Origin of the sequence: Paenibacillus sp. Mc5Re-14 (assembly GCF_001049835.1) — a bacterium.
Classification (GTDB): domain Bacteria; phylum Bacillota; class Bacilli; order Paenibacillales; family Paenibacillaceae; genus Paenibacillus; species Paenibacillus polymyxa_C.
In genome coordinates this window covers 1,660,488-1,678,500 of record NZ_CVPD01000001.1, presented here as the reverse complement: position 1 = coordinate 1,678,500, position 18,013 = coordinate 1,660,488, and the positions used below count along the sequence as shown (strand labels likewise).

The window sequence follows — 18,013 nt, the reverse complement described above, 5'->3', positions numbered from 1 at the left end:
AATATGGTAATTTTACAGACAATAGGGATCGTTTTTACTAAGTATGGCGTATATGTGATGTATAAGCTGATTTACGGAAATTTTCTCCATTTGTGTCTCTAATATTTCGAGTTGAGACTGAAAAGCAAGTAATAAGGTAATCATTCCTTCTAAAACGGAATGTTGAGAGATGCTTCGGTTGACCTTGACTTTTTGCTTCAGCGCTATGTCTAGCAGCTCTGCTCTATCGTTAATCCACTTCCTAGAGTGAGAGAGCCTAGCATGTTCAAACAAAGCTTGAGAGGCATTTTTGACCTTACCCTGAAGGCAAGCTTGTATGAGCTTCATCCCATGCCCGGTGCGGCTTTAAATCGCCGCGGTAGAACATTTCAGCTAAGTGCCAAGCGTCTGCTGCATCTGTTTTAACTTTGCGTAACGTAGTCCCGCGTGCTCGCTTAGATTGCAAGGGATTCACAATGAGATATTCAATTTCTTCTCGTATGAGAAATGAAACGAGCCCACGATGATTCCAACCTCATAGCTTCGCTTGTTATACGGGATCGCATGCCCCAACCAGCTCAAACATGGTCGTTGGTGATAGTGGGAGAACAGTTTTCTTGACGGGGTTATTTATTTCCCTAAAACCACCTAGTTCTTCCCGGCTATCGTCATCTTAAAACACCTATTAAAATAGGCCAACCAAATTTTTGGTTGACCTAATAATACGAAATAAAGTCCTAGACTGTCGCTGTTCCATTGAACTAACGTATCCTGTTAGTTCAGTCATATCACTCTTTCCCTATGGTTTCTTCATAAACGCTACTTACATACTGTTGTCAGTAGTGTTTTTGTATATGTTCGGCAGTGGCGGCCGACAATCACACTGTCATCATCGAGTTCCACGTCCACGATGTCGATGCCGAATACGAGCGCTTGAAGCCGTTTGTCGATGAGTGGGTAAAGGGACCCTCCACAATGCCGTGGGGGAACCGTGCCGTTCTGTTTCGCAATCCCGACGGCAATCTTGTAACCTCTTCGCCTCTCCACCATTGCTTTTCTTTCCCTAGAATCGTTGCTACAGCCTTATCTACGATACGCTTAATTTATTTCATTATATCGTTCGACTGCCTTGCTCAGCTTATAATTGAAATTCTCAGGTGTGCCATCCGTAGTGTTCAGGAACTGGCCGTTCAGATCAGAATCAGATACAGGTTCCTTCTTATTGATGCGTTCAATGATTTTCGAAGCGGCCGCTTTTGCCTCAGTGGCTGAATCAACATAGCTCTCGATACTGAAGCTGTTAATCCCTTCTTTTTGAACTCGTTTCTTGTCTTTTGAGATTGTCATGAGCGTACTCAGATCTGCGGTCATAATGTCGTATTTGGCTTTAAACTTCGTCATATCAAGTTGCAGCACATTGTCGGCGGTGATTCCCTGCTCATCCATTTCAATGGCCGTAGCCTCGGCATCTATCATGAACTTCAAGGCATTATACCTGATCTGCTGGTCTGAATCCTTGAGTTTTTGCAGTTCGGCCAGACGCTGCTCGTTACCCAATTTTTGCAAAGCCGTGAAGTATTGTTTGGCGACAGTCTCGTAAGCGAGATTGGCACTTACAAGCTTGGTATGCAGCTGTTTTCCTTTTGCGAAATCATCATCCACGTAGCCTTTTGTATCGTAGTAGGCTTTCATTTCGTCCAGGACGGACAACAGATCATTGATGACCGGTGTCAGTTTGATCACTACGGGGTCTACGTTCGCAAAAGCAGGTTGGCTTGCGGTATAGCCGTTCGCTTTATCAACAATTTCCCGCTCAGTTTCAGCAACGCCGAGCATGATGAAGCTGAAGTTCTTGTCGATTACAGGCTGTGTATCACCTCCGAACTTCTCGAAATAATGAACCAGAACCTCATTGATTCTGCCTGTCATCAAGTTATTCAGCCTCACATACGCATTGTATTTTTCGATTTCTTTGCTCTCGCCGGACGTAACGCCTGCAGGCGCTTGATCCACGGTGGATGTAATGGCAGAACAAGCGGACAACATTGTACCTAACATGATAATGGCAATAAAAAATGATAGCTTTCTCAAAATAGTGATTCCTCCGACTGAGTAATTTAACGTGCTTTTCTTTTGTAAGGTGTCTGAATAGGAGAGAGAACAACTGCCCTCTTCTGGTCGATTAAATTCCCTCTTCGCCGCATATTAATGTTGATTGTGAAATAATCTAATCAATTTTAAAATTATTTGGTGAATGGGTCTTGAGACTTGAGTAGCATAATTTTATGAATTTCTTTGTCGACACTTGATCTCATAAATCAAAAAAAGCCGCATAATATGCGACTTCAATAGGACGAATTCTGACAAGTGGTTCATTTTGTTACAAGATATATTTGTAACAGTTTTGTATCACATATAACTTCTTCCCTTAAATTTTCAATGCTTCATTGAACTATCGTTCTCCACTCTCTACTTAACTCCTCGAATACCCTTGTAGACAGATTCGCACAGCTCCGTTGTAAACCTGCCTGACATTCCTTCAAGCGCCGTATTGGTGAACGCTACAACACTAAGCTCCTCTCTCGGATCAACAAACCAGGAGTGACCATAGGTTCCGCCCATCCGCCACGTTCCCGGCGATTCCAATGTATTGGCATCCGCTGGGTCTTTAAGCAGCGTGAAACCAAGTCCAAAGCCTCTCCCCGGCCAATAGGGCATCACAAGGTCACCAATTTGATTGGTTGTCATTTCCGTGACAAGAGCCTCAGGCAGAATCGGATTTCCTCCCTGCCGTAAAGCCTCCAGCAGTTTAAGAAAGTCTCCTGCGCTGCCAATCATGCCGGCTCCCCCGGAAGGATAAGCTGTCTTATCGGTAAACCTGTTGGGTGAAAGGAGGAATCCTGCCGTCCCCTCCACGAAAGGAACGGTATCAAACTCGTGCAAGCGCCGGGGTTCTTCAGCGCTGTCTGCGTAAGCCGCGGTCAATCTGTCCGTGTCCACGGCCTTGAAATCCGTGTCCTTCATAGAAAGCGGATGAGTTACAAGCACCCGTACAGCTTCACTTAGGGGCATTCCAGTAACCTTTTCGATGACCGCTCCGAGCACGTCTGTTGCTATGGAATATCTCCACATTTTCCCCGGCTCATATAGAAGCGGGACAGAAGCGAGTCTTTGCAGATTCTCTTCAAGTGTAATTCCCGCCAGATCCATTCCGTCCGATACCCCGGCAAGCTCATAAGTTCCCTTTTCTTCCTGGAAGAAACGGTAGGTTAAACCGGCGGTATGCGTCATCAGATGGTGAACAGTCATGGAGGCATACTGTCCATTTGGCAGTTTGGGACGAAAGACGGGCAACCATTTTTCCACCAGATCGTTTAACTGCAATCTCCCTTGCGAAATTAATACTAAGGCTGCCGTTGACACGACCGGCTTGGTTACTGAAGCATATCTGAACAAAGCATTTTCCTGCATCGGCCGTTTCTGCTCGCGGTCGGCCCAACCAGCAGGTCTGTTGTAAACAAGGTTTCCGCCTAATGCAATTTGGACAACGGTACCCACGATCCTTTTTTCCTCAAGTGCATGGTCAATTACCTCATTGACTCTTTTATGCACCAATTCCAGATCTATATTTCTCATACTTCTCATCCTCTCCTACTGTAATTTACTTGATTATTTATAGCAAGTGTGTTTATTATATAAATAATTTCTGGCGACTAACATAAAACAAACACGTTTTATAAAGAAATTCGCGATGATTCTATAGGTATTTAAAAGAAATAACTTTTAAATTTAAGGGGGCGATTTTTTTGGACGAAATCGATAAAAGCATCCTGCTTCATTTGCAGAACCAGGCGAGATTATCAATGACAGATTTAGGAAAGTTGGTGGGACTGTCTCAGCCAGCCGTAACTGAACGTGTGAAACGCATGGAAGAAAAGGGTATTATCGAGGAATACCGAACCGTCATTTCTTTGCAAAAAGTGGGTAAGCAATGCCACGCCTATATGCTTGTTCGGACCCGGAATTGCTATCCTTTCCTTGATTTTTGTCGTTCATCACCGGAGGTCACCGAATGTTATCGGATAAGCGGGGAGTATAATTATTTATTGAAGGTCCTCACGGAAACAACCCAGGAGCTGGAGGCGTTTGAAAACCGATGCGATCAATACGGAACCTATACGACTCTGATCGTAATGTCTTCACCAATCGCTTATAAAAGTCTCATTGGAGAAACGAATTTGCTCGCATAAGATGTAATTCTAAAATCCAAAAAAATGAATCCGCCTTGCAGCGGATTCATTTTTTGCTTATGTTGCACATACTCATAGATCCTTTAGGAAGGAAAGCCATGCTTTTTAGCTAGCCAAGCTGCAAGCAAGGAGGGAAGCAGCAGGATGATTAATAAGCTCGGAAGGAATTCAGCTCCAAGCAGTTCAAGAATAACACCGCCGATAATACCTCCTCCGCCGATTGCCACATTCCACGCGGTAACCAGCATCGATTGGGCTATATCAGCGCTTTTTCCCCCAGCTTGTGCTATTGCTGTTTGCAGTAAAGTGGCTGCCCCGCCAAACGTAAGCCCCCACACCGTAACACTAAGAATAATGATTGCAGGTTGATCCATTCCGATTCCCAAGGCTGCAGAAGCCAAAGCAAATCCCGCGATGCTGATTAAAACCAGCATCCTTAGAAAACGGTCAATCAGCATGCCTATCACCCAAATGCCGACTACCGAGGTAATTCCGAAAATAAGAAGAACCAAATCCACTCGCTGAGCAAACGCGGTTTTCGCAAGATACGGTGCAATATAAGTGTACAAAATATTATGAGCCAGCACCCATGCCAAAACGACGAACAGAATCGGCCGTACACCGGGAATCAGGAAAACCTTGTGAAAAGGGAGCTGATCACCGGCAGGCTCACCGGCATAATCCGGCACCTTCCAAAGCACCCAGCCAATAAGGACTACAGTCAGTAATGATACAGCTCCGAAAATGAGACGCCACCCTGTATATGCACCGAAAAAAGTGCCAAGCGGAACGCCCAGAGCCAATGCCAGCGGGGTGCCAACCATTGCTACGGCCATCGCTCTTCCTTTCAGCGAATCAGGCACCATGCGCCGCGCATAACCGGCCGTCATCCCCCACAGAACACCTGCCGAGACACCTGCTAAGAAACGCGCGACAAGCGTCAGCACATAAACGGAAGATAACGCGGTGATGGTGTTAAATACAAGAAAGCCGATGATGCACAGCAGCAGGAGCGGCCGTCGTCTCCACCCGCGGGTAGCCGTTGTCAAAGGAATGGCGGCCAGAAGAGATCCAACCGCATAGAGAGTGACCAATTGTCCGGCAAGAGCTTCTGTGACCCCAAGATCCTGTGCAATTTGCGGCAGTAATCCAGCGGGCAGGCTTTCCGTAAGAATGCAGATGAATCCCGCCATGGCTAAGGCCAGTAGCCCGACCCACGGAAGACGTTTGGAAGACGACACATTTGCGCCGCCTTTTCTTATAAGAGCAGTGTTTGAGTTCACGAAAAAACCTCCTTTGTTATTTTTTTGCCGCTAAAAAAAGCTTTCGCTTTCGTATAAGCTTATATAAATAAAACACTTTTTTACATGGATGATTAAATGAGAATGAAGTGAATTAAGAGGAAAATACTTTTATTTTCATAGAAATTCCATGATTTTAAAGGCAGACATCGCAGATGCGGCCTAATGATAAATCGTAATCGACCAGCTTGAGACGTACGTTGGAGAGATCCAGCTGCTGTTGCGCCGCTCTGGCTCTCCGGAATTAAAGGAGTTATTATTTTTCGCGAACAACCAACTATCCTGTCCGTTCGTATTATGAGGTCAGCCAGTTTTTACTGGTTGACCTCTTTGTTCATAAGAGGTTTATTACGGGTAGCCGGGGTAGAACGTCTCTGCCCGTGGGGCTTGACCCCTTGTGCTAAACTGTTCACCCCCTACTTGTAGAAACATGTTTGGGACTGGTTGAGACAATGATCTCGAATAACAAGCGAAGCTATGACACTACAAGAGGGACTAGGGGATGCAAGTGTTATTTTTGGTGATTTTTTCGGTATTCGGATGGGGTCAATTTGTTGACCGTTTTGAACATCTTAGAGAATAGGAGTACATCTTTATACCCTACTGATCGAGCGATATCTCCGATTTTCAGGGAAGTATTTTTTAAGAGGGAGCAAGATTTTTCAATCCTCAAATGCAATAAAAATTCCTGTGGTGACTTATTGAGTTGCTGTTTAAATAAACGATGCAAATACGAACGGTCAATTGAAATGTACTTGGCAATGTCACTTACGGTAATGAAGTGTGAATAGTTTTGTTGAATAAAGAGAAGCGCTTCTTTGATATACCGCTGCTGTCTTACCTCATTGTTGACTTCCTGATTAGGGTAAAGTTCAAACATCAGATACAGGAATTCATACAGCTTGGATGTAAGCAACAGGTCTTTGTTGGATTTCAGCGTAGAAGAAACGACGATACTTTCCATACAGCGAGCAAGATTGCCCTCTGCTTCAAACCGGAAAATGGGATTGTCCCTATGGATACAGGTCCGGCTTAGATATTCTTTTGCTTGCACCCCATTAAAACCGATCCAGGCATATTCCCATGGGTCGACTTCATCCGCTTCGTAGTAAATTAAAACCTTCGGCTCAATAAAGAAAGCATCGTTTTTCTCCAAATGATAGATTTTATCGTTGACTTTAAAGATCCCTTTTCCTTTTAAAATAAAATGCACCATATACCCGCTTCGTATGGCTGGACCATAAGAGTGTTTGCTGGTACAGCTTTCTTTTCCACATGTGTATAGATTGAGATCTAAGTTGTTATAGGAATGATTGGAAAAATGCGAACTCATTTGTTTTCACCTCTTAATTCATCTCTGCATATTATCACACCGTTTCATATAGAGTCTACATTATTCCATATAATTATTAAAACTATTCCATTATGATTAGGGTGTAAGAAACAAGGAAACAACATAATTTATACTTTTTGAAAATATTACTATTGGCGCTATAAGGGGGTCACTATGGCTATAATCATCGATAAAGAGAAGCTTTTATTCCATTTACAAGGCAACAATACCAGTTATGTCATGCAGGTTATACGAGATGGTTATTTAGCCCATCTGTATTGGGGAAAGAAAATTCAGAACTATCGGGGAAGCAATAAAATCATCTTTATGGATAGAGGATTTTCACCCAATCCGGATGGGGCGGATCGAGCCTTTTCACTGGATACCATCCCGCAAGAATACCCGTCATTTGGAAATAGTGATTTCAGGATTCCTGCGTATCAGCTTCAATTGGAGAATGGTTCTACAGTGACAGATTTTCGGTATAAAGAACATCGGGTTTACCAAGGCAAAGCAAAATTGAAAGGGCTTCCTTCTACGTATGCGGAGGATGATGGCGAAGTAGAAACACTGGAAATCATCCTTGAAGATCCATTAATTGATGTAAAGATTGTACTATCCTATAGCCTATATCCAAAGCGGGATGTCATTACCCGTTATGTCCGTTTTGATAATGAAGGTCAGCAGCAGCTAAAACTGCTTAGAGCGTTAAGTGCCAGTGTGGATTTTCGAGATGATGAATATGAACTCATTACCTTGTACGGTGCGCATAACAATGAAAAAAATATAGCAAGGAGAAAAATTTTACCCGGAATTCAAATGGTAGACAGTTGCCGTGGCGCTAGCAGCCCTCATCAGGCACCCTTTATGGCACTTGTAAGAGAAGGGACAGATGAAGATCAGGGCGAAGTATACGCCTTTAATCTGGTGTACAGCGGGAACTTTACGGCCCAGACGCAGGTAGATTCCTATCGGAACACTAGAGTCACGATGGGGATTAATCCTTTTGATTTCACATGGCTGCTTGGACCGGAGGAGTCGTTCCAAACGCCAGAAGTGGTTATGGTATACACCGAAAATGGCTTGGGCGGCATGTCGAGAATTTATCATGAATTATACAGGAACAGATTATGTCGTGGACCATTTCGTGACAAGGAACGGCCGATCCTGATTAATAACTGGGAAGCCACCTACTTTAACTTTGATGCCGACAAGATTGAGCAGTTGGCGAAGGAAGCTCAAAGTGTAGGAGTGGAGCTGTTTGTATTGGATGATGGGTGGTTTGGGAAACGAGATGATGACAATACTTCATTAGGCGATTGGGTGGTGGACCGTCGCAAACTTCCAGATGGATTGCCGGATCTTGCCAATCGCATTCGAAATCTGGGTATGGAGTTTGGTTTGTGGTTTGAACCTGAGATGGTATCCATAGACAGTGATTTATACAGAAGGCATCCCGATTGGTGTATCCATGTCCCTGATCGTCCGTATACGCTGGGAAGAAATCAGCTTATGTTGGATTTATCGAGGAAGGAAGTGTGTGAGTACATCGTTAAGTCGGTTTCCGATATTTTATCGAACGTTCCAATTACTTATGTAAAATGGGACATGAATCGTCACATGACAGATGTGGGTTCGGTCGCCTTGCCACCTGAGAGACAAAGGGAGACGGCGCATCGTTATATCCTGGGACTCTACAGTATTATGGAAGAGCTTACATCGAAGTTTCCCCATGTCTTATTCGAAAGCTGTTCTAGTGGAGGAGGCCGTTTTGATGCCGGTATGCTCTATTACATGCCTCAGACCTGGACGAGTGATAATACGGACGCCATTTGCCGACTGAAAATTCAATGGGGGACAAGTCTTGTCTACCCTCCGATTACGATGGGCGCACACGTCTCCACGGTACCTAACCATCAAGTGGGCAGAATAACACCATTGGAGACCAGAGGTTATGTCGCCATGGCCGGGAATTTAGGATATGAGCTGGATTTGACGACATTAACCGTTGAAGAAAAAGAAATGGTGAAAAAACAGATAGCTCTATATAAGGGACTGAGATCGCTCATTCAGTTTGGAAACTTTTACAGAATTATTAATCCGTTTGATGAAAAAGAAGCCGCATGGAGCTTTGTGTCAGAAGATCAAACGGAAATGGCGGCCAGCTATTTCAAGGTTTTATCCCAACCCGCTGCCGCGATTAAAACGTTAAAATTCAAAGGTCTGAATCCAGACTACATTTACAGAAATATAGAAACTGGTGAGCTGTTTGGCGGTGATGAATTAATGCATGTAGGCATAACGCTGACCAGGGTGAAGCAGGACTTTTTAGGTCTGTTCTGGAGATTTGTTAAAGAAGACATCATCTGATTCAGCTAGAGGAGGTTTTACTAGATGGAAGCAAAAGAAAAGCAGTATAAGCAAATTTCTCAAGAAATTTTAAAATATATCGGTGGTGAAGAGAACATTATCGGTGTGGCCCATTGTGCCACAAGATTAAGAATTGTACTTGAGGACAATGAAAAAGCGGAATTAAAAAAGATTGAAGATATTGATCTGGTTAAAGGTGTTTTCATAGCTGGGGATCAACTGCAGATCATTTTCGGAGCAGGGCTGGTCAATAATATCTATGCCGTGTTCTCCAAACTGACCGGAACAGAAGATATGTCATTAAGTGATGTCAAATCGAAGTCTGCACAAAAGCAAAATCCTTTTCAAAAAGCCATTAAATCGCTGTCAGATGTCTTCATTGAGATCATGCCTGGAATTCTTGCCGCCGCATTGTTAATGGGGATCACCGGTCTATTAGGCCAGAAGGGGCTATTCGGCCCTAAATCGATTGTGGAGATGTATCCAATTTTCCAAGGGATCAATCGCTTTGTTCAAATCGTTTCCACAGGTATTTTCACCATCCTGCCGCTGCTTGTTGTTTATTCTGCAACCAAGAGATATGGTGGCCGTCCGATTCTGGGGCTTGTGCTGGGTGCGATTATGCTTCATCCAGCCTTGGCGGATGCCTTTGAGGTAGCTAAAGGGAGCCAAAATCCGGAATCGATCAGTCTTTTCGGCCTTCCCGTACAGTTGGTAGGCTTTCAGGGCGGTATTATTATTGCTCTGATGATGGGATATGTGGTAGCCAAGTTGGATCAGTTTTTTAACAAAAAGGTTCCAGACATGATTAAACTATTTTTGGCTCCTTTGCTGACGGTCTTTGTTTCTTCTCTGCTATTGTTTACGATTATCGGCCCTCTTGGGCGGGAGCTAGCCAGTCTGGTGACTGTTTCGTTGCTTTGGATGACGCAAAACCTAGGAATATTCGGCTTTATGTTTTTTGCAGGTATTCAGCAGATCATCGTTATTACAGGTTTGCACCATGTTATGGGCGCGGTAGAAGCACAGCTGTTAACTGACACAGGCAGAAATTTTATCAATCCATTGGCATCGGTAGCTTTGATGGCTCAAGGGGGCGCCGTATTGGGGTATATTCTTTTGAATCGCAAAGACACCAAGGTTAAAGAACTGGGTTACTCTGCATTCGGGTCTGTACTTTTTGGAATCTCGGAACCCGCGATCTTCGGGGTCACTTTGAAGTATAAGTTCCCTCTGGTTGCTGGATGTCTCGGAGGAATGGTTGCCGGAGCATATGTATATTTAAGCAAGCTGACAGCCATAGGATTCGGAACCACGGCTCTTCCTGGCTTTGCAATTGCAGCGTCAGATAACCACGGTCATATCAATTATCTTGTCGCTCATCTTATTGCCCTGATATGTGGAGCATTATTTACATTGGCTTATGGTGTTATCAAGAGCAAGAGGTCAAAAGCAATATCTTAAGAAATGACCTATATGGATGGATCGCTCTCAATCAGCCCTTTGCCAATTACATTGGCTGAAACCGGGGCCTTGCCGAGCTCACGCGACCATACGGACAACTGTCCGATATGATGAATTTGGTGGGCAATGACATGGCGCATCACCTCGCCCCAGGCATCGATCACAATTCTGCCGTCCGGGCGGTGATCTTCAAACCTTTTTCGTTCCAGACCTTCATGCCAGGCGAGGACGAACGGCTCCACATCGAGTCGAAACTTCGAGTCCAGCTCGCGGACTTTATCCAGCGTATTATGCTGAGAGAAGTCCTCCTGGAAATCAGGTTTGCCTTGAATGATTTGAACCCAGCTCCATTCTACATCAACGATATGAAAGAGCGTTTTTAGAATGCCGCCAGCCCCGCCGATGCGTTCTTTTAGCAGTTCCTCCTGCGGCACCTCTTCACACCAGCGATACCATTGTTCTCGAACCATCCAGTTATAACGAAAAAAAGTCTGCATCCATTACCCTCCTGGGACTGTAATAAAGAATGATTTCCACCAGTTTACCACAGAATGCCAAAAGGGCTGTCTCATTCGTAGAAAATCTACTTTTGAGACAGCCCTTCATGATTTAGGATAAGAATGTTGCTACTGGCTTATTTCTTTGCAGCCGCGTAACGTTTGTTAACTTCATCCCAGTTAATTACATTGTAGAAAGCTGCAATGTAATCTGGGCGTTTGTTTTGATATTTCAGGTAGTAAGCATGCTCCCAAACGTCCAGTCCAAGTACCGGAGTCAGACCTTCGAACAGCGGGCTATCTTGGTTTGGAGTGCTAGTGATTGCCAGTTTGCCGTCTTTGCCGACAACCAGCCAAGCCCAGCCGCTACCAAAACGAGTTGTAGCTGCTTTAGTGAAGTCTTCTTTAAATTTGTCATAGCCACCCAGTTCGTTGTTGATTGCTTCAGCAATTGCACCTGTTGGCTGTCCACCGCCGTTAGGACCGATAACTTCCCAGAACAGGCTGTGGTTGTGGTGTCCACCACCGTTATTGCGAACCGCAGTGCGGATGCTTTCAGGAACGCTGTCCAGATTGGAGATCAGATCCTCCAGGCTTTTGCTTTGCAGTTCAGGAGCGCTCTCCAGAGCTGCATTTAAGTTCGTAACATATGTGTTATGGTGACGATCATGGTGAATTTCCATTGTCAGTGCATCAAAGTGTGGTTCCAGTGCGTCTTTTGCGTAAGGAAGTTCTGGTAATTGAAATGCCATAATAAAATCCCTCCTGGTTATATGGTTGGGTAAGTGTTCCTATGTAATAATACCCTCGATAGTTATATTAAACCGCATCCAGCCTATTTTTTCAACATTTTTGTTTGTAAAATACCAAACTGAGCAATAGGGCCTGGTAGATAGCATGTCCAAAAACCCGATTGGAATACGTAATACATAGGTAAAAAGAGGTAAATTTGACCTCCAAAAATGTAAACGCTTTATATATAGCGCTTACATTAGAAAAAGGGATGTATTCCGTCAAAAAGTATGGTTTAATGGTCAAGGAAGCAGAATTTTCGGCTTTTTTGTCGTCTGCTATAAGCTGTCATGTCTATGACATGACGAACTTGAGGGCATACACCCTTTTCCTGTTCTTCATTTCATATATAGCAGATCGTATGCATTTTTATCATAATGCCTTGTGATTAACACCATGATAAGCGCTTTATGGATTTATGTAAAAATGACGGTGCTGTCTCAATTTTTTTATTATGCTTACGAAAAGGGAGATATTACTTATGCACGTTCGTTCCTTTCAATTAAGTGATGTGAATTCAGTTACGGAACTCATGCAAATTGCCTTGTCAGAGGAGTGCTACAAAGAGACGGTGGGTGCTTTTGCCCGTCAGCTTTCGTGGGATTCCGGTTTGATCGTCGTTGCCGAAGAAGAGGGAGAGATCGTTGGTGCCCTGATTGGCACGATTGATCAGAATCATGGTTGTTACTATCGTATTGCTATTCACCCGGATCATCGTCGGATGGGAATTGGGAAATCGCTTGTGGAGTCCATGGAGCAACGTTTTCAGCAACGTAAGGTTAGCCGTATTTGGGTAGCCGGGGACAAGCATAACAGTGCGGCCATGCCGTTGTACGAAGCTATGGGCTACGGAGCAAGCCAGATTTTACAGGCGTTTCAGAAGCTGAGTATTTTGGCACCTCATTAATCGGCAATCGATATACAGAAATGAAGTATAATATTTACATTTAGAGCATATCTGAGTAACCGTTGCAATCGGGTACGGGATATGCTTTTCTATTTATAACAGGGTTGAGGAGGTTAATTATGGATGCTTTGACTCCTTCGTCAGACCTGCTACCTTCACCGGAAACGTCCAAACAGGCAGGTCGCTCTGGTTACATACGCGATTGGTTAGTTACTCTGCTGATTGCAATGGTCGTCTTGTTGCTTCTAAACCTGTTTGTATTTAACTTGTCCACGGTCAGAGGACATTCGATGCAACCGACGCTAACGGAAAGCCAGCATTTGTTCGTTAATAAGCTGGTTTATAATTTTCATGATCCGGGGAGAGGGGACATTGTGATTTTAAAAGATCCCGATTCCAAACTGTCCAGCCCAAGATTTTTAGTGAAAAGAGTCATAGGTATTCCCGGAGATGTCATTCGGATTGAGCATAATCATTTGTATGTAAACGGTGAGCTGCTAAATGAGCCGTACACCAACTCGGACGTGGAGGATGGTGATTACGGTCCTTTTACAGTGGAGCCGGAACACTTTTTTGTCATGGGCGATAATCGCCATACGGCTGCAAGCAAGGATAGCCGGTATTTTGGCAGCGTTAAGTCTGAAGATTTACTGGGACGTGCAGAGTTTATATTTTGGCCGATCTCGGAGTGGAAGTGGCTATGAGCAACGATAGTCTGAAATCAATGCGGAATACGTGCGAACCGATCAGAGTTATAACGGATCAGCGTTTCCCAATCAGGAAAGGAAGAGAACGATGAAAGAAGTGATGGTATATACCGACGGTGCTTGTTCGGGTAACCCGGGCCCAGGGGGCTGGGGGGTCATTTTGTTGTATGGAGAGCACCGCAAGGAGCTGTCGGGTGCCGAAAAGATGACGACAAACAACCGTATGGAGATCAAGTCGGTGATTGAAGCGCTGAAGCTGCTCAAGGAGCCGTGCCGTGTAAAAGTACACAGTGACTCTGCCTATGTCGTCAATTGCTTCAAACAAGGCTGGATTAAGAATTGGCTCCGTAATGGCTGGCGTAACAGTAAAAATCAGCCGGTGGAGAACAAGGAACTATGGGAAGAACTGTGGGAACTGATGGGTAAGCATGAGGTTGAATATGTGAAGGTGAAAGGTCACAGTGACAACGAACTGAATAATCGTTGTGATTTTCTGGCGACAAGTGCTGTTAAAAATTTACGGTAGCATCTGTTGCTGTTTTCTGTTGAAATTTGAGATATGAGAATGTTGCAACATTCTCATAGCCGTAATGATAAAAGTAGAAGAGAGGTGAGTATCGGATGCAACGCGAATTAACTCGGACGGCTACCGGAACGGCCTCGACTTGGGCTTCGCTCAAGCAGGAAATTATTGAGGCAGCTCCAGGGCTGGGTATCGACTCCATCGGGTTCGCATCCGCCGATCCCTTTCTGTCTCTGAAAGCTATATTGGAAGAGCATCGTGCTAAAGGCTATGAGTCCGGCTTTGAAGAGCCCGATATTGATAAGCGCATCTATCCGGAGCTGTATGGCTCGCAGCCTGCATCCCTGATTGCCATTGCGGTGGCGTATCCTTCCAAAATGAAGGACCCGCCGAAGTCGGACAAGGGCAAGTACCGTGGTATTTTGGCGCGTTCAGCCTGGGGTAAAGATTATCATCTGGTATTGCGTGAAGCGATGGAAAAGCTTGAGGCTTTTATAAGTGAGCGGGTACCTGATGCAATTTTAAAAAACATGGTGGATACCGGAGAGCTGTCGGATCGAGCTGTTGCGGAACGCGCAGGGATTGGCTTTAGCGGCAAAAATACGATGATGATTTCACCGACACTGGGATCATGGATTTATCTGGGGGAGCTGTTGACGAACATTCCTTTCCAGCCAGATGAACCGGTTACGGATGGTTGCGGAGAGTGCACCAAATGTTTGGATGCATGTCCTACCGGCGCGCTTGTAGGTCCGGGACAGCTGAATGCCCAGCGGTGTGTGTCCTTTTTGACGCAAACCAAGGGCTTTTTGGACGAGGAGTTTATGCTGAAAATAGGGAATCGGCTGTATGGATGTGATACGTGCCAAATCGTATGTCCCAAAAATCGAGGCCTTAACTGGGATCATCATCCCGAGCTTACACCCGATCCTGAAATTGTGAAGCCGTTGCTGTTACCGTTACTGGATTTGAGCAATCGCGAATTCAAAGACCGATTTGGTCAAAGTGCGGCGGCCTGGCGGGGGAAGAAGCCGATTCAACGCAATGCAGTCATTGGTCTTGGCAATTTCAAGGATGTTAGCGCGGTGCCCAAATTGACGGAGGTTTTATTGGATGATCCGCGTCCCGAGCTGAGAGGCACGGCGGCGTGGGCTTTGAGTCGAATAGGAGGGGAAAACGCTATGACAGCGATCAAGCAAGCATCAGAGAAGGAACAACATGAGCAAGTACGCGAAATGATCGCACAGGCGCATTCCAAGCTAGAGGAACAAGAGCAGGCAGAGCAACAAACTTCTGCTGAATTAAAGACGGAGGATTCGCAGGGTCCAACTACGATTTATTATGATGAAATGGAGACGCCTGTGGGCACGCTGACGCTGTGTGCTACGGATCGTGGGCTATGTCGAATTGACTATGGCTCTTTTTATGCGAAGGAAGCATTGCTTCAGCAATGGGCCCGGACATGGGTCGGGGAATATGTCTATGTACAGGAGCCGGAAAAGCTGCGCGAAGCTGCAGAACAACTGCGTGAATATTTTGCGGGAGAACGACGGGAATTCAGTATAGCCTATGATTTGAGAGGCACTCCTTTTCAAGAGCAGGTATGGCGCGCACTGCAAAATATTCCGTACGGACAAAGTGTGTCCTATCAAGATATTGCAGAATCGATCGGACGAGCCAAGGCGGTACGTGCTGTCGGCGGAGCCAATAACAAAAATCCATTGCCAATCCTGTTTCCATGTCACAGGGTATCAGGTGCAAATGGAAGTTTGGTCGGCTATGCCGGAGGCTTGCCAGTCAAGATGAAGCTGCTGGAATTGGAGAAGGAATAAGGACATATGTTTGCAAAAAGTAATTTGCTAGCTGTCCCATGTTTTGCTATGATAGGTTCGTGTAATTCAAGATGTTTCATATAAATATACAGAGGTGACGACTTCGTGGTGTGGAATATTGTCATTCCGATTATTACCCTGATTGTTGGCTTGGTCGGGGGATTTTTCATCGGTGCTTATTATCTTCGCAAACAGCTTGAAAAGATGCAAAACGACCCTGAAACGCTGCAAAAAATGGCCAAACAGATGGGCTACAACCTGAATGGGAAACAGATGCAAAAAGCCCAGCAGATGATGAAGAACCAACAGTTCTCCAAAAATCAGCCTGGTGCGCGTAAAAATCAGGGCCGTCGGAAATAATGAGCAACGTGAGCACGGATGCCGCATGAGGTTGCTGCATAGAGGAGGATTACTGTGGCTGGCGTAAAAGATTATATTAACCGCAAAGCTGCGGATAACCGGGATAAAATCGAGTACCATGTGGAGCAGATTTTAAAACTGATCGGTGAGGACCCCAAGCGTGAAGGTTTGTTGGAAACACCGGCACGCGTTGCGCGCATGTATGAGGAAATATTTGCGGGTTATGAGGTTGATCCACGGGATGCGCTGGGTGTGACATTTGACGAGAATCACGAGGAGCTTGTAATCGTGAAGGATATTGTCTATTACAGTCAGTGTGAACACCATATGGCTCCTTTCTTCGGAAAAGTGCATATCGGCTATGTACCCAGCGGTAAAATTGTAGGACTAAGTAAGCTTGCCCGTTTGGTGGAGGCGGTGACCCGCCGATTACAAGTACAGGAGCGTATTACATCGCAGATCGCTGATATTCTAAATGAAGCGGTCTCCGCTCACGGAGTTATGGTGGTCGTGGAAGGCGAGCACTTATGCATGTGTGCCAGAGGCGTCAAAAAGCCTGGCAGCAAAACGGTAACGTCTGCAGTGCGCGGCACGTTCCGTGATAATGCAGCACAACGCGCAGAGTTCTTGTCCCTGATTAAGGAATGATTGAACACGGCGTGATAGGATGAAAAAAAGGGTGGTCTACGCATAGGCGTAGCCGCCTTTTTTTGTTAACATCAGAAATAGAGAAGACGGGATCGTTGCTGTGAAGAATGAAATAAAAAAATGGCAGCATAGCTGCCCTGAAAGTTACGATTAGCCTATGGATAACAGTTATTTTTAAGATAGGGGATAACGTATGGATCATATACATAGCTCAACAGAAATAACAACAGCATTGCCTGCGTTGCAATGGTTGGAAGCGCCACTGACGACTACGCAGGAAGACGTATTGTTTCCGCTGGCTTGGGAGGAGCTAGCTTGTCGGCAAGTAGGGAAAGGAGCTGCGCCCATTTTGCATTTATGGCGGCATCCGGGAGCGCTTGTGATTGGTCACCGGGACCGCAGGCTTCCCAACGCCCCACAGGCGATGGAGCGGGTGCGCAGCTCAGGAACGTCGGTATGTGTGCGTCCTTCAGGCGGAGCAGCCGTCATGCTGGACAGGGGGGTACTGAACCTGTCCTTGATCCTGCCGAATCCGCAGCGGGCCATCAGCCTGCATGAGGATTTTCGGCTCATGGCAGGGCTGATTGCCGATGCGCTGGCCCCGTGGTCTGTCGAGGCGCAGACCGGAGAAATCATCGGGTCCTTCTGTCCCGGGGACTACGATGTGAGCGTTGGGGGACGCAAGTTTTGCGGCATTGCGCAGCGGCGTCAAGCCAAGGCGTATATCATCACAGCATTTGTGATGATTGAGGGCCGCGGAGCAGAGCGCGCACAGGCGGTGCAGCAGTTTTATCGAGAGGCGGCCGGGGATACGCCGACAGGCGTGCAGCAGCCGGATTATCCCCAGGTGAATCCGGCAACGATGGGCAGCCTCGCAGAGCTAGCTGGTGTGCCGTCTGTCGAGGCGTACACAGCATCGCTGCGCCGTGTGGTCGAGAGCCGGGCTGCCATTTTGCCTGCCGATGGCTCGCTGGTGCAACCGGAAGGATTGGCAGAACAGATGGCAGCGCTCAGAGAGCGGTACGATTTGCAGGTGTAGTTTGTTTTAGC

The 18,013-nt window shown here is 45.8% G+C and carries 17 protein-coding genes and 2 pseudogenes; 12 read left to right on the top strand and 7 right to left on the bottom strand.

Annotated features, from left to right (window positions below):
• The first annotated feature begins 261 nt into the window (after positions 1-261).
• The gene (locus BN1546_RS27785) at positions 262-405 is read left to right on the top strand and encodes a hypothetical protein (protein WP_255305275.1); all 144 of its coding nucleotides are present in this window, start codon (positions 262-264) and stop codon (positions 403-405) included.
• On the opposite strand, the pseudogene BN1546_RS27780 reads toward BN1546_RS27785, so the two are convergent.
• A pseudogene (locus tag BN1546_RS27780) lies at positions 368-454 on the bottom strand (hypothetical protein); the annotation flags it as partial. The gene BN1546_RS27785 and the pseudogene BN1546_RS27780 overlap by 38 nt on opposite strands.
• A 383-nt stretch (positions 455-837) precedes the next feature.
• On the opposite strand from BN1546_RS27780, the pseudogene BN1546_RS27775 reads away from it, so the two are divergent.
• Positions 838-1,008, top strand: a pseudogene (locus BN1546_RS27775) (VOC family protein); the annotation flags it as partial.
• Between the two features lie 69 nt (positions 1,009-1,077).
• Here BN1546_RS27775 and BN1546_RS07600 read toward each other — a convergent pair.
• Positions 1,078-2,070 carry a YiiG family protein gene (locus tag BN1546_RS07600; protein WP_090736920.1) on the bottom strand — a complete coding sequence of 331 codons (993 nt, stop codon included), beginning with the start codon at positions 2,068-2,070 and terminating at the stop codon, positions 1,078-1,080.
• Between the two features lie 378 nt (positions 2,071-2,448).
• A complete protein-coding gene (locus tag BN1546_RS07595; RefSeq protein WP_090736918.1) occupies positions 2,449-3,615 on the bottom strand; it encodes a serine hydrolase domain-containing protein in 1,167 nt (388 codons plus the stop codon).
• Positions 3,616-3,785: 170 nt separating this feature from the next.
• Here BN1546_RS07595 and BN1546_RS07590 point away from each other — a divergent pair, with 170 nt between their 5' ends.
• The gene (locus BN1546_RS07590; RefSeq protein ID WP_058831232.1) at positions 3,786-4,229 is read left to right on the top strand and encodes an Lrp/AsnC family transcriptional regulator; all 444 of its coding nucleotides are present in this window, start codon (positions 3,786-3,788) and stop codon (positions 4,227-4,229) included.
• An 83-nt stretch (positions 4,230-4,312) separates the two neighbouring features.
• Here BN1546_RS07590 and BN1546_RS07585 read toward each other — a convergent pair whose 3' ends face one another.
• Positions 4,313-5,512: an MFS transporter gene (locus BN1546_RS07585; RefSeq protein ID WP_058831231.1), complete on the bottom strand. Its 1,200-nt coding sequence runs from the start codon at positions 5,510-5,512 to the stop codon at positions 4,313-4,315.
• A 529-nt stretch (positions 5,513-6,041) separates the two neighbouring features.
• Entirely contained in the window at positions 6,042-6,863 is an 822-nt protein-coding gene (locus BN1546_RS07580) for an AraC family transcriptional regulator (protein ID WP_090736916.1), read from the bottom strand.
• A gap of 174 nt (positions 6,864-7,037) precedes the next feature.
• Between BN1546_RS07580 and BN1546_RS07575 the strand changes: the two genes are divergently transcribed.
• Both BN1546_RS07575 and BN1546_RS07570 read left to right on the top strand, forming a co-directional pair.
• Positions 7,038-9,233: an alpha-galactosidase gene (locus BN1546_RS07575; protein ID WP_090736914.1), complete on the top strand. Its 2,196-nt coding sequence runs from the start codon at positions 7,038-7,040 to the stop codon at positions 9,231-9,233.
• 24 nt (positions 9,234-9,257) lie between these two features.
• A complete protein-coding gene (locus BN1546_RS07570; protein ID WP_090736912.1) occupies positions 9,258-10,697 on the top strand; it encodes a PTS transporter subunit EIIC in 1,440 nt (479 codons plus the stop codon).
• Positions 10,698-10,705: 8 nt separating this feature from the next.
• On the opposite strand, the gene BN1546_RS07565 is transcribed toward BN1546_RS07570, so the two are convergent.
• Together BN1546_RS07565 and BN1546_RS07560 are read right to left on the bottom strand one after the other, a co-directional pair.
• On the bottom strand, positions 10,706-11,194 hold the full coding sequence (locus BN1546_RS07565) for a DinB family protein (RefSeq protein WP_013369406.1): 489 nt from the start codon (positions 11,192-11,194) through the stop codon (positions 10,706-10,708).
• A gap of 137 nt (positions 11,195-11,331) precedes the next feature.
• Complete coding sequence (locus BN1546_RS07560) at positions 11,332-11,946, bottom strand: superoxide dismutase (RefSeq protein WP_013369407.1); 615 nt, start codon at positions 11,944-11,946, stop codon at positions 11,332-11,334.
• Between the two features lie 521 nt (positions 11,947-12,467).
• On the opposite strand from BN1546_RS07560, the gene BN1546_RS07550 reads away from it, so the two are divergent.
• The 7 genes from BN1546_RS07550 (at position 12,468) to BN1546_RS07520 (ending at position 18,002) form a co-directional block, all read left to right on the top strand.
• A complete protein-coding gene (locus tag BN1546_RS07550) occupies positions 12,468-12,893 on the top strand; it encodes a GNAT family N-acetyltransferase (protein WP_013369410.1) in 426 nt (141 codons plus the stop codon).
• A gap of 119 nt (positions 12,894-13,012) precedes the next feature.
• Positions 13,013-13,597, top strand: coding sequence for a signal peptidase I (lepB, locus tag BN1546_RS07545; protein ID WP_025677452.1), 585 nt, complete (start codon positions 13,013-13,015; stop codon positions 13,595-13,597).
• Positions 13,598-13,688: 91 nt separating this feature from the next.
• Positions 13,689-14,126 (top strand): ribonuclease HI, encoded by a 438-nt coding sequence (rnhA, locus tag BN1546_RS07540; protein ID WP_063211548.1) that lies wholly within the window; start codon positions 13,689-13,691, stop codon positions 14,124-14,126.
• A 95-nt stretch (positions 14,127-14,221) separates the two neighbouring features.
• Positions 14,222-15,955: a tRNA epoxyqueuosine(34) reductase QueG gene (gene queG / locus BN1546_RS07535; RefSeq protein WP_058710696.1), complete on the top strand. Its 1,734-nt coding sequence runs from the start codon at positions 14,222-14,224 to the stop codon at positions 15,953-15,955.
• A gap of 105 nt (positions 15,956-16,060) precedes the next feature.
• Positions 16,061-16,315, top strand: coding sequence for a YneF family protein (locus BN1546_RS07530; RefSeq protein WP_013369414.1), 255 nt, complete (start codon positions 16,061-16,063; stop codon positions 16,313-16,315).
• A gap of 54 nt (positions 16,316-16,369) precedes the next feature.
• The gene (gene folE / locus BN1546_RS07525; RefSeq protein ID WP_013369415.1) at positions 16,370-16,963 is read left to right on the top strand and encodes a GTP cyclohydrolase I FolE; all 594 of its coding nucleotides are present in this window, start codon (positions 16,370-16,372) and stop codon (positions 16,961-16,963) included.
• Between the two features lie 193 nt (positions 16,964-17,156).
• Positions 17,157-18,002: a lipoate--protein ligase family protein gene (locus BN1546_RS07520; protein ID WP_090736907.1), complete on the top strand. Its 846-nt coding sequence runs from the start codon at positions 17,157-17,159 to the stop codon at positions 18,000-18,002.
• Positions 18,003-18,013: the final 11 nt, after the last annotated feature.